Here is a 12045-nt window from a genome sequence, read left to right as displayed (position 1 = left end):
GTATAGTGACGGGCGAAAGAACGCCGCGGCCAATGATTCCGCCAATTGTCACCGTTGCAGTATGGGCGGCGAGGCTGATGCCATCTCCCTTCACCCCGTCGCTATACGGGGAGAAGGTGCCGGCAGGCGGATGAGGGGCAGCGCAGACCGACGATTTTGCACAAAGAAAAAGGCGGGAACTTCCCGCCTTTTCTGTGTCTGTGGTGTCGCCTCAATCAGTGCAAACGGCCGCTCGCATGGGCCAGCATGGTGTAGACCTTGCCGGTGTCCGACGTCAGGTAGGTCTGCGCCATGATGTTGTCGCGGTCGTTGCGCGAGACGTCCTTGAGCAGCTTCTCGAAATCGTCGCAGTAGCGGTCGACGGCGGCGCGGAACTCCGCCTCGGCCTGATATTTGCGGCGGATTTCGTCAAAGGTCTGCTGGCCCTTGAGCGTGTAGAGGCGGCGCGTGAACACGTCACGCTCGCCGCGCCGGTAGCGGTTCCACAGCTCGATCGAGGCGTCGTGGTCGATCGCCCGGGCAATATCGACCGAGAGCGAGTTGAGCGACTCCATGACATGCAGCGGCGAGCGCTGGGCGGGAGTTGCGCGCGGTGCTTCCGCGGGCGCTGCCGGCCTGGCGACTTCCTCCTCGCGCGATGCTCCGGTCAGGAGATCGCGCACCCAGCCGCCTTGCGGCGTGCGGGCGTTGGCGTCGCGCTGGCGCGGTGCTTCGGGAGAGCGTTCGATATCGAGCGTGCCACGCAGGCCGCCGAGCGGCGCCTGCGGAGCAGGGCGCTCCGACTGTGGCGCCGGCGGCGGGCGGCGTACCGGCTCGGCCGGGCGCTGCACTGGCGCCTGCGGCGCCGGGCGCAGGGCGCGCGGTTCGGCATTGTCGCCGCCGCGTCCCGATTTCGCAACGATATCCGAAAGTTCCTTGAGCGCGTTGATCTGCTCGGCAACGGCACGGCGGATCGCCGAGGTCGATTCCTTGGCCTCTTCCGGCATCTCGATGACGCCCTTCTTGAGCTCGGCGCGGGTGAGGTCGAGCTCGCTCTTGATCGAGCTTGCGGTGCGCCGCATCTCCTCGGTCGCATCGGCGAACCGGCTGGTTGCCGAATCGACCACTTCCGTTATGGCGATGCGGATCTTGTCGGCTGATGCCAGCGTCTTGCCTTCGGCATTCTGCATCGTCTGGCCGACAAGGTTTTCGAACGAACGCATCACCTTCTCGAGGTCTTCCGACTTCTTGACCAGGCCGACGGCGAGATCTTCGAGCGACGATTGCCGCTCAAGCGTGTGCTCCAGATTGCTCTGCGCCGAGCTCAACAGATCCGAAGCCGAGGACAGCAAGCGGCTGTGCTCGTCGAACTTGGTGGCGATCGAGGCCACTTCGCGCAGGGTCGACGACGACAGTTCGGTAAGCCGCGTCGTGTTCGAATCGACCAGGCGTGCCGAGCTGGCGAAGGTCTGCGCGGCCTTTTCGGTGGTTGCCGCGAAGCTTTGCGTGCTGCCGCTCAGACGTTCGTCAACCTGGCCGAGGTTGATCGCCGCCTGTTCGATCAGCTCCCCAAGCTGCGAGCTGGAGACGCTCATGCGGCCGATGAGGTCGGCGACGCTATCGGCGAGCGACGAGCGCGCGCCTTCGACGGCCGACAGCGTTTCGGCGGTGCGGCTGGCGAGCGCGTTGACGAGGGCGGCATTTTCGCTGCGCAGCTTCTCGGTCGCGCGTTCGGTGACCTCTTCCATGCTCTTTTGCAGTTCCGAGCCGCCCTGGGCGAAGCGCTCGACCAGCGGCCGCGCGGTTTCGTCCAGGATCTTCGCCATCTCGGCCGAACGCGCCGCCAGCATCGTGTTGAGCTCGCGGGTATTGGTGCCGATTGTCTTGGCAGCGTCGTTGGTGCTTTGGCCGATGTGCTGGCCGACCGCGGTAAAAGTCTCCGCAATCGTGTTGGCGCGCGAGATCAGCTGAGCTTCTGCGCTGGAAACCTGCTCGTTGAGCTTCTGGCCCATCGTCTCCGTCGTATAAAGAAGGCGGTTCTCGACGCTGGCGACCTGTTCCTCGACGCGCGAAGCTGCGGACGCAACGCTCGCGGCCAGCCGCTCGTCGGCCCCGGCCAAAGCCTGCTCCATCTCGCGGGCGTGGACGGCAAGTTCCTGGCCGGTCTGGCGTGCACGTTCGGCAACACGCTGCTCGGTGCTGGCGAAGGCGCCGACGATGTTGTCGGCATGCTCGCCGATCGTCGAAGTGGAGTCGGCGATGCGCGACACCAGGCGGTGATCGGCCTCGTCGAAGATGCGGCTGATCTCGGTGGCGCGGGCTGACAGCGCGTCCGAACCCTCGGCGATGCGCGAGATCAGCTGTTGGTCGGCGGCGTCGAAGATGCGGCCAAGGTCCGAGGCGCGGGCGGCCAGCGCTTCGGCGGATTCGCCGATGCGCATGCTCAGCCGCTGGTCGGCACCCTCGAAGTTACGCAGGATGTCGCCGGCGCGGTCGGCCAGCGACTGCGCCGTCTCGACCGCGCGGGCGACCAGCTTCTGGTCGGCGGCGTCGAACGTGCCGGCGATCTCGCCGGCGCGGGCAGCCAGCCGTCCGGCCGTTTCTTCGGCGCGGGCGAGCAGCGAGTTCGACGTCTCGTCATGCCGGGCAAGCAGCACGCTCGTCGTGTCTTCGGCGCGAGCAAGCAAGGCATTCGTCGTATCCTCGGCGCGAGCAAGCAGGGCGCTCGATGTGTCCTCGGCACGGGCGTGCAGACGGCGATCCGCGTCCTCGAAGGTCCGGGCGATGTCCTCGGCCCGGGCCAAAAGGGCGGCCGAGGTCTGCTCGGCACGCTCGGCGATCTTGCGGTCGGCATCACTGAAGGCAGCACCGGCCTGTTCGTGCAGCGCGCTGGTGACTTCCATCACCTTCTCACGGAGCGCGCCGGCAACGAAGACGGCGCTCTTTTCAAGCACGCTGCGGACATTGTCGACACCCACCGACAACGCGCGCTCCATGGTTCCGGCGCGCTCTTCGATGATGCCGGTCTGCTTGCTGAAGGCCTGCTCGATCTTCTCGACATCGGCAGCGATTGCCGCCGAGATATCGGTGCTTCTGCCGGCAATCTGGTCGATATGGCCCGACAGAGAGCGGTCGACGTCCTTGCGTATGTCGGCGAGCTTTGCCAGATCGTCTTCCAGCGCCTGGGTCAACATGTTGCGGCCTTCGGCCAGCTTGCCGACATGGCCGGCGATGATGTCGTCAACCTCACCGCGGCTTGCCGACAGCTTCTGCAGGTCGGCTTCCAGCGCACGTTTCAGGATGTCTCGGCCCTCGGCCAGCTTCTCGACCTGGCCTGCGACCAGTCCGTCGATGCTCGACCGGCTCTCGGCCAGCTTGGCGAGGTCGTCCTCGAGAGCCTTCGACAGCGTCGCGCGATCCCGGACGAGCTTGTCGCTGTGACCCTCGATCAGGCTGTTGACATTTTCCAAATCCGCTTCCAGCACCCGTGCGAACTCGCCACGGTTTTCGCTCAGCTTCTGCGACTGGTCGGCAATGGCGCTCCTGATCGCATTGAGATCGGCTTCGAGCGCCCGTGTGAGGATGTCTCGGCCCTCGGCGAGCTTCTCGACCTGTCCGGCGACCAGCCCATCGATGTTGGAGCGGCTCTCCGCCAGCTTGGCGATGTCGTCTTCCAGTGCCTTTGAGAGCGCCGAACGGTCCTGGACGAGCCTGTTTTGATGATCGGCCATGATGCCGCTGACATTGTGCAAATCGTCCTGAAGCGCCTGGGATAGCGTCGAACGATCCTGGACAAGCCGGCTCGAGTGGTCGGTGATCAGGCTGTTCACATTCTGAAGGTCATCCTTAAGCGCCTGGGATAGCGTCGAACGATCCTGAACAAGCCGGTTCGAGTGGTCGGCGATCAGGCTGTTCACAGTCTGCAGATCGGCCTCCAGTGCCTTGGAAAGCTGACCGCGCTCTTCCGCCACCTTGTCGGAATGACCCGCGACGGCGCCCTTGATGGTGTTGAGGTCGGCTTCGAGCGCGCGCTTGAGGATATCGCGGCCCTCGGCCAGCTTCTCGACCTGGCCGGCGACCAGCCCGTCGATGCTCGACCGGCTCTCGGCGAGCTTGGCGAGGTCGGCCTCGAGCGTCTGTGACAACAGGCCACGATCGTCGGCAAGCCGGCTCGAATGGTCGGAGAGCAGGCCTCTGATGCCGGACAGGTCGTTCTCCAGCGCCTTGCTGAGTTCGGTGCGATCCTCGGCCAGTTTCGCAGAGTGGTTCTCGATCACGCCCTTGATGCCGATAATGTCGTTTTCGAGCGCCTTGGTCAGGATGGCGCGGCCTTCGGCGATCTTTTCAACCTGGCCGGCGACCAGCCCGTCAATCGAGGCGCGGCTGTCGGCGAGCTTGCCGAGATCGGCTTCCAGGGCGCGCGACAGAATGTTGCGGCCTTCGGCCAGTTTACCGACATGTCCGGCGACCATTTCGTCAATGATCGTACGGGCTTGCACAAGTCTTCCGGAGTCTTCATGCAAAGCCTGGTTGAGCCGGTTGCGGCCTTCTTCAAGCCGCTCGAGATGGCTGCCCAGCGACGCGTCGATGGCGGCGCGCGACTCGTTGACCTTGCGCAGATCCTCTTCCAGGGCGCGCGAGATCAGGTTGCGGCCTTCGGCCAGCTTCTGCACCTGGTTGGTTACGGCCGCATCGATGCCGGCACGGCCCTCGGCGAACTTCGCCAGGTCCGCCTGCATGGCAGCCGCCATGCGTTCGCGGCTTTCGGACAGCTTGCGGCTGTGGTTTTCGACGGCGTCCTCGATGCCGACACGGGCGTCGGCAAGACGCTGGATGTCGGTGTCGAAGGAGCGCGACACGACATGGCGGGCGGCTTCCATGCGGCCGGCGAAATCGCTGGCGCGGGCTTCGAGCATCGACGAGGTCGACGAGACGATGTCGGCCATGTCGGCGCCGATCTGGGTCTTGCCCTGATCGATCATCGCCGACAAATGATCCTTGCTCTCGGCAAAGGTGTGGGCGATCTCGCGGGCGCGCTCGACCAGCGTTTCGTTGATCTGGCGGGCGCGCGCCTCGAGCGCGGCGTTGAGCTTCTGCGTGCCGGTATCGAGTGCTTCGGCGCGGGTCTGGAATTCGCTGATCAGCGCCTGGCCGCGCTCGGCCAGCGTCCGCTCGATGCCGTTCAGGCTGGACTCGAATTCCGAGCTCAGGGTGCGGGCGGCGCCGCCGAGCAGCGACACCATACCGGTGGTGCGGTCGTCGAGCAGGTCGGTCAGCGACCGGGTCAGGCCGTCTGTGGTGTCCGTCAGCTTGGCGATGCGGGTGTCGAGCAGCGAAGCAAAGGCTTCGCCCGATGTCGACAGCCTGTCGGTGATTGAATCCAGCCGGGTTTCGACGGAATCGAAGATCGACATCGAGCTTTCATTGATGCGGTCGATCAGCGTGTCGCCGGAATTCGTGATCGTCATCGACAGCTTGGTCGACGCGTTGAGGATAGAGTCGCGAATAATGTCGGAGGCGGCGCCGATCTCGTCCTTCAGCGTTTCATGCGCGCCGGTGATCGAGGCGCGCACGCGCTCGGCATGAGTGACGACGGCTTCGCGCTCGCTGCCCAGCCCGTCGACCAGCGACCGGATGCGCGTTTCATTCTCCGAATAGGAGCGTTCGATCTGGTTGACCTCGCTGTGGACCAGCGTTTCGAGCTCGACGGCGCGCGCCAGCGTGCGCTCGATGCCTTCGCCCATCGCCGCCACTTCACGGCGAACGGCCTGGCCGATCATCATCACGCGGTCTTGGGCGAGGTTTTCCGGCTCCGCCAAGCGGAAAGCCACCTCCGTCATCGACTGCGCGGCAATGCGCATTTCCTGCGCGCGGCGGATCATCGCCGCGAAGGCCCAAAACAGGACGACCGGTATGATTGCCGCGATCGCCAGGCCGATCAGTTCAGGGCGGGCCAGGATTTGATCGAACGTACGAATTTTCCAGATGCTGGGGCCAAACAGCAGATTGGCGAGGCCGCCGGCGCCGGCGATCCAGGCCAGCGACACGAACGCCACGACCCAATAGATCGTGCTCGACGCGCGCCGGTTGAGGCTGTGCAGCAGCGTCTTGTAATCTTTTTGGCGGTCATCGTTTGCCGGCTTGAAGCCGGCTGGCTGGGCGCTGTTGCGCGATTCGACCGGGCGCAGCTCGGCGGGCTTGGCTGCCGGCTTCGCACTCTGGTTTTGTTGGACGGGCGCGTTTTGAGCGGGGGCGGGCTTCTGGGGGCGGCCTTCGCGCGCCAGTTCGTCCGCGGCCTGCGATATCTGCGCTTCCAGATCTTCCATCGACGCCGCAATATCGAGATCGCCGCTGCCGTCTCCGCTGAGATCGAGGTCTAGTGCCTTTTCGAGTTCCCTGGCTACGTCGCTGTCGAGAGTTCTGGTCGTCGTTGGTTTCTTCGCCATGCCTTCGCTACCCTGTACTAGCTGCCGAGGGACTTCTTATTTTTGCCTGATTCTGGCTCGTCTTATCCCACGCAGGAGGCTGAAAATGGACCTTCGTATCGTAATGACACACAGGGGTAAAGAAAACATGCATTCCGCGAGATACGTAAAACTTTAAATATAAGGTTAACGACAACGTGATCTAACCGTCTCAACGGCAACAATTTTCCAGCCCATTCATTAACGCGTTGGCGACGGAAATCGCCTAGTTTTTTCGGCGATCGGCACAAGGAGTTTCAAATTGGTACGCGGTGAAAGCGGCATTGCCTTCTCAATGCCGGGCGGCGATGCGTCGGGACCGGCCCGTTCGCGCCCAGTGGATCTGGCCCATCTGGCCCGTCAGACTATGGGCGATCGCGCCCTCGAACAGGAGGTATTGGCGCTGTTCGTACAGCAGGCGCTTTCCGTCCGCGACAGAATAGTCGATGCCGATGTCAGGGAGCGACTGCTTCTGGCGCATGGGCTGAAAGGTTCGGCGCGCGGGGTCGGCGCCTTTGCCATCGCCGACTGCGCCACCTCGATCGAACAGCAGCCGGAAGATGCGCGCATCCTCAAGCGCCTCGGCACCCTGATCGAGGAAGTGCGCGATTTCATCGCCGCCATCAGCCGGTAATGGCTGCCGCTCGGCAGCGGCCACCGGGATGAATCGACGGGGCCAGGGCGTGCTTTGGCCAGCTTTCCGAAAAAACGTCACAAAGCGGCGCTTTCGCGCCGCAGTTGACTTGTCCGGTGGAGTGATTATCTCGGCTGGGACTCCCTTCAGGTGATAAATGACCAAGCTGACCTTCATTGCCCATGACGGCACTCCTTTCGATGTCGAGGCCGAAAACGGCTCGACCGTCATGGAGAATGCGATCCGCAACGCGGTGCCGGGCATCGAGGCAGAATGCGGCGGCGCTTGCGCCTGCGCGACCTGCCATGTCTATGTCGACGAAGCCTGGACGGCCGAGGTCGGCGAGCCGGAGGCGATGGAAGAGGACATGCTGGACTTTGCCTATGACGTCCAGCCGAACTCGCGCCTGTCCTGCCAGATCAAGGTGCGCGACGCGCTTGACGGCCTCGTCGTGCGCGTGCCAGCTCGCCAGGGTTGATCTCCCGTACCATCTGATTTTTCCCGCCGCCGCTTGGCAGCGGGCCAATGCTCATGCAGTCTCGCGCCAGTTTCGCCCCAGTTTGACAATGAGGCTCGCCTGGCATGACCGATGTAATCAAGACGGACGCACTCATTGTCGGGGCGGGGCCGGTCGGCCTGTTCGCCGTGTTCGAACTCGGCCTCTTCGACATGAAGTGCCATCTGATCGACATCCTCGACCGACCGGGCGGCCAATGCGCCGAACTCTATCCGGAAAAGCCGATCTACGACATTCCAGGCTGGCCATCGATCTCGGCGCAAGGCCTGGTCGACAGACTGCTCGAGCAGATTCACCCGTTCAAGCCGGATTTTACCTTCAACCGCATGGTCTCCAGCCTGGAAAAGCTTGACGACGGCTCATTTCGGGTCACCACCGACGAGAACGAGGTGTTCGAAGCCAAGGTGGTGGTGATCGCCGCCGGTGGCGGCTCGTTCCAGCCCAAACGGCCGCCCATTCCCGGCATCGAGGCCTATGAGGGCAGGAGCGTCTTCTATTCGGTGCGCCGTATGGAGGAATTCCGCGGCCACGACCTCGTCATCGTCGGCGGCGGCGATTCCGCACTCGACTGGACGCTGAACCTGCAGCCGGTGGCAAAAAGCGTGACACTGGTCCACCGGCGCGCGGAATTCAGGGCGGCGCCCGACAGCGTCAACAAGATGTATGCCATGCAGGAGATGAAGCAGCTGGAGTTCCGGGTCGGCCAGGTGAGCGGCCTGACCGGCGCCGACGGCGAGCTGGCCTCTGCTACCATCAAGGGCGGGCCTGACGGCGACATCGAGGTGCCGTGCACGCGCATGCTGCCGTTCTTCGGCCTGACCATGAAGCTCGGCCCGATCGCCGAATGGGGGCTCAACCTTCATGAGAACCTCATCCCGGTCGATACCGAGAAATTCCAGACTTCGGTGCCAGGCATCTTTGCCGTCGGCGACATCAACTGGTACCCAGGCAAGCTGAAGCTGATCCTGTCGGGTTTTCACGAGGTGGCGCTGATGGCGCAGGCCGCCAAGCGCATCATCAGCCCCGGTGAGCGCATCGTTTTCCAGTACACGACGTCGTCGACCAGCCTGCAGAAGAAGCTCGGCGTCGTGGAGTAGGTCCTACAGCGCTTTTACTCCACCAGAACGACCGGCGCCTCGGCCTCGTCGCGGCCGCGCAGTGACTTCTCCGGCATCAGCGCCAGCGTCATCAGCGCCAGCACGAGCGTGACGGCCGCGGCAAGGAAGATCATCATGAAGGGCGTCGCCGAGACGATCTGTCCGGCAGCCGGCGCGCCTTCGCCGGCAAGCGGCAGGCCATAGCCGAGCGCGACGGCGCCAAGCATGGCGACGCCGAGCGCGCTGCCCAGCGAACGCAGGAAGGTCAGCACGCCGGTGGCAACGCCGAGATGCGCGCGATCGACGGCGTTCTGCACCGATACGGTGGCGACCGGGAAGGTGGTGCCGCTTCCAAGGCCGATGCAGATGGTCAAGAGCTCGACCACCAGCAGCGAGGCGCGGCCGGCGACCAGGCTGAGCACGCCAAGACAGATAATGGCGAAGAGAACGCCGACCATGGCGATACGCTTGTAGTGGAAGAAGCGCGGTATCGTGCGGCCGCTGAACGTCGCGCCGGCGACCGTTCCGAGCAGCAGGCCGAGCATGGCAAGGCCCGACTGGCTGACCGACAGGCCGATGATCGACTGCAGATAGACCGGCAGGTACACCGACAGGCCGATATTGGCGGCCTGCAGCAGGAACATCGACGCCGTGCCGGCAAGCACGATCGGATTGCTCAGCACTTCAAGCGAAATCAGCGGCTCGGCCGCACGCATCAGCCTGAGCGCGAACGCACCCCAGAAGACCGCCGAACAGGCGAGCAGGCCGACGATCTCGCGCGAGGCCCATGGATAGGCGCTGCCGCCCCAGTTGAGGGCCAAAAGCAGCAATGCCGTCGCCACCACCAGAAGCAGCGCGCCCAGGGCGTCGATGCGATGCCGCTTTGCGGCGACCGGCAGTTTGCGCAGCGGCTTGTTGATGATTGCCATGGCCACGATGCCAAGCGGGATGTTGATCCAGAAGATCAGCGACCAGTGCAGATGTTCGGCAAAACCGCCGCCGAGCAGAGGTCCGGCGATGCTGGCGACCGCCCAGGTGCCCGAAATCCAGGCGGCATAGCGCGCCCGTTCGCGCGGCGGCACAAGATCGCCGATGACGATCTGCGCCAGGGCGAACAGGCCACCGCCGCCCGCACCCTGGATCGCCCGGCCGATGACCAGCACGAACATGTTGGGGGCCATGGCGCTGACCAGCGATCCCAGAAGGAAGATCAGGATCGCCGCATAGACGGTCGGCCGGCGGCCGTAGACGTCGGAAATCTTGCCGTAGAGCGGCGCCATGGCCGTCGCCGTCAGGAGATATCCGGTCACGATCCACGGCAGGTAGTCGGCGTGGCCGAGCGAACGCCCGATGGTCGGCATGGCCGGCGCGACGATTGTCTGGTCGAGCGCCGCCAACAGCATCGACAAAAGGATGCCGGCGATGATGACGTTCTTCTCGCTTTCCGTCAGCGGTGCGGCGGGAGGCAGCCTAGCCGGCTTGTCGACAGCTTGGTCCATATCATTTCATCCATAAAGTTTGAGAGCGATTGCGCGGCGCCAAATGGCCGCTCCGCTACGCGCCGCCTCAATTGGTCTTGATCTGGTGTTTCGAAGCTCGCGCCTTGCCAGCCTGACATATCTTGCGAGCCTGACATATGTCGTCCCGTATAGGCCGATTTCGACCTATGCCCGAAAATTTTCTGGGGCTGGCCTCATGTTTCGGCAGAATTGGCTTGGTATCGCCGTGTTTCAGCCGGGCGGAAGCTGGCCGTTCTCGACGCGCTGCATGCGGTAGCGCAGCAGCCGCAGGATGCGGCTTTCGAAATTCACGCCTTCCACGCGGTCGAAGCGCAATTGGTCCTGGTCATGCCTGGCGAGTTCGGCCGCGGTGATCTGCGCCGCCTTCGCCTTTGCCCCGGCGCAGGTCTTTTGCGCAAAGCTCGCGTTCAGCGCGTCTTCGAGCAGACGGCCGTGGTTCTTGGCGATCTCGACATGACGCTCCTCATGGCGCTTGATGTCGGCCGACAGGGTGTCCCAGAACAGCCTGACATCGGGATCGGCCTTGCGCGGCCTGCGCCACTCCGGAAGGATGACCTTGACCTTGACGGTAACGGCGGCCTTGGCGATGCGGCAGGTGTCTGCGGTTTGCGCGTAGCTGATGCGGGTGGTGAACGCCATCTGGGTGGCGCCTGGATGCCGCATCCCGGTGCTTTTCACCTCGGGTCCATGCTTCGACAATTGCGTCTCGATGTCATCGAGCGTGCTGCCGCCGATGGCAAAATAGCTGTAGGTCTTCACCAGATTGGCAGCATTCGCCGGCAGGACGGTCAAAGCCAGCATCAGGGCGCAGAGCAGGGGTCGTTTCATCATGTTGCCTCTTCACTCACCTTGCTTTACGGCCGTTGCCGGCGCAACGGAATTGATCTTCCACCGATCACGCATCGTTGATGGATTGCAAGCGCTCGATGAGCCACATGCCAATGAGCCACATGCCAATGAGACACATGGTTGAAGGACAATGACGACAAGGCGATGGCAACTGGCGCATAAGTGCCATCTCGACCTTGGCGAGAAAGCCATTGTGGTCGGCATTCTCAACGTCACGCCCGACAGTTTTTCGGATGGCGGACTGTTCATCACGCCTGACCAGGCGGTGGCGCAGGCGCACCGCATGGTGGAAGAAGGCGCCGCCGTCGTCGATATCGGCGGGGAATCGACGCGCCCCGGCGCCTCGCCCGTGACGCCTGAAGAAGAGCAGGGCCGCATCCTGCCGGTGATCGCAGCACTCGCCGGTTCAGGCGAAGCCCTGGTATCGGTCGACACCTATCGCGAGGAAACCGCGCGCCTCGCCGTCGCCGCCGGTGCGCATATCGTCAATGATGTCTGGGGCTTGCAGCGCGAACCGGGCATCGCCCGCGTCGCCGCCGAGACCGGCGCCGGACTGGTCATCATGCATACCGGGCGCGGGCGGCAAAAACTGCCCGACGTCATCGCCGACCAGTTTTTGTTCCTCAAGGCTTCGCTGGAAATCGCCAGGCGCAGCGGCGTTGCGGACGATCATATCGTACTCGATGCCGGCTTCGGCTTCGCCAAGGAGACGGCTGAGGAAAACCTCGACCTGATGGCGCGGTTTTCCGAGCTTAAGGAGCTCGGTTTTCCCTTGATGGCCGGCACCTCCAGAAAACGCTTCATCGGCACCGTCACCGGCCGCGAAGCCGGCGCGCGCGCCGCCGGGACGGCAGCCACCAGTGTCATTCTGAGGCTGAAGGGCGCCGATCTGTTTCGCGTCCACGATGTCGCAATCAACGTGGACGCACTGGCGGTCGCCGATGCTATGCTGGCGCGCGAAAAGCCAGGACGCTGAGCCCAGGAC

General features: G+C 63.9%; 7 protein-coding genes. 4 read left to right on the top strand and 3 right to left on the bottom strand.

Going from position 1 to position 12045, the window contains the following annotated elements; translation table 11 throughout:
• Positions 1–215: 215 nt before the first annotated feature.
• On the bottom strand, positions 216–6425 hold the full coding sequence (locus NKJ64_RS08450; protein WP_352462336.1) for an apolipoprotein A-IV repeat region-like domain-containing protein: 6210 nt from the start codon (positions 6423–6425) through the stop codon (positions 216–218).
• Positions 6426–6738: 313 nt separating this feature from the next.
• Between NKJ64_RS08450 and NKJ64_RS08445 the strand changes: the two genes are divergently transcribed.
• From NKJ64_RS08445 to NKJ64_RS08435, 3 genes are all read left to right on the top strand, one after another.
• Positions 6739–7077: an Hpt domain-containing protein gene (locus NKJ64_RS08445; protein ID WP_023688665.1), complete on the top strand. Its 339-nt coding sequence runs from the start codon at positions 6739–6741 to the stop codon at positions 7075–7077.
• A gap of 157 nt (positions 7078–7234) precedes the next feature.
• Positions 7235–7555, top strand: coding sequence for a 2Fe-2S iron-sulfur cluster-binding protein (locus NKJ64_RS08440; RefSeq protein ID WP_023707481.1), 321 nt, complete (start codon positions 7235–7237; stop codon positions 7553–7555).
• Positions 7556–7659: 104 nt separating this feature from the next.
• Entirely contained in the window at positions 7660–8691 is a 1032-nt protein-coding gene (locus NKJ64_RS08435; RefSeq protein WP_023673506.1) for an NAD(P)/FAD-dependent oxidoreductase, read from the top strand.
• Between the two features lie 14 nt (positions 8692–8705).
• Here NKJ64_RS08435 and NKJ64_RS08430 read toward each other — a convergent pair whose 3' ends face one another.
• A complete protein-coding gene (locus tag NKJ64_RS08430) occupies positions 8706–10190 on the bottom strand; it encodes an MDR family MFS transporter (protein ID WP_352462335.1) in 1485 nt (494 codons plus the stop codon).
• 231 nt (positions 10191–10421) lie between these two features.
• Positions 10422–11042 carry a DUF922 domain-containing Zn-dependent protease gene (locus NKJ64_RS08425; RefSeq protein ID WP_023728091.1) on the bottom strand — a complete coding sequence of 207 codons (621 nt, stop codon included), beginning with the start codon at positions 11040–11042 and terminating at the stop codon, positions 10422–10424.
• A 148-nt stretch (positions 11043–11190) separates the two neighbouring features.
• Here NKJ64_RS08425 and folP point away from each other — a divergent pair, with 148 nt between their 5' ends.
• Positions 11191–12036 carry a dihydropteroate synthase gene (folP, locus tag NKJ64_RS08420; protein ID WP_352462334.1) on the top strand — a complete coding sequence of 282 codons (846 nt, stop codon included), beginning with the start codon at positions 11191–11193 and terminating at the stop codon, positions 12034–12036.
• Positions 12037–12045 lie beyond the last annotated feature (9 nt).

The organism is Mesorhizobium sp. M0062 (genome assembly GCF_040323125.1).
In the GTDB taxonomy this organism is placed as follows: Bacteria; Pseudomonadota; Alphaproteobacteria; order Rhizobiales; family Rhizobiaceae; genus Mesorhizobium.
The sequence above is the reverse complement of the archived record's forward strand: the minus strand, read 5'-3'. Positions and strand labels throughout refer to the sequence as shown.

What these genes read in the sequence shown, in the direction of transcription:
- NKJ64_RS08445 (WP_023688665.1), top strand. Translation starts at nt 6,739, where the DNA reads ATGCCGGGCGGCGATGCGTCGGGACCGGCCCGTTCGCGCCCAGTGGAT.
- NKJ64_RS08425 (WP_023728091.1), bottom strand. Translation starts at nt 11,042, where the DNA reads ATGATGAAACGACCCCTGCTCTGCGCCCTGATGCTGGCTTTGACCGTC.
- NKJ64_RS08430 (WP_352462335.1), bottom strand. Translation starts at nt 10,190, where the DNA reads ATGGACCAAGCTGTCGACAAGCCGGCTAGGCTGCCTCCCGCCGCACCG.
- NKJ64_RS08440 (WP_023707481.1), top strand. Translation starts at nt 7,235, where the DNA reads ATGACCAAGCTGACCTTCATTGCCCATGACGGCACTCCTTTCGATGTC.
- NKJ64_RS08450 (WP_352462336.1), bottom strand. Translation starts at nt 6,425, where the DNA reads ATGGCGAAGAAACCAACGACGACCAGAACTCTCGACAGCGACGTAGCC.
- NKJ64_RS08435 (WP_023673506.1), top strand. Translation starts at nt 7,660, where the DNA reads ATGACCGATGTAATCAAGACGGACGCACTCATTGTCGGGGCGGGGCCG.
- folP (WP_352462334.1), top strand. Translation starts at nt 11,191, where the DNA reads ATGACGACAAGGCGATGGCAACTGGCGCATAAGTGCCATCTCGACCTT.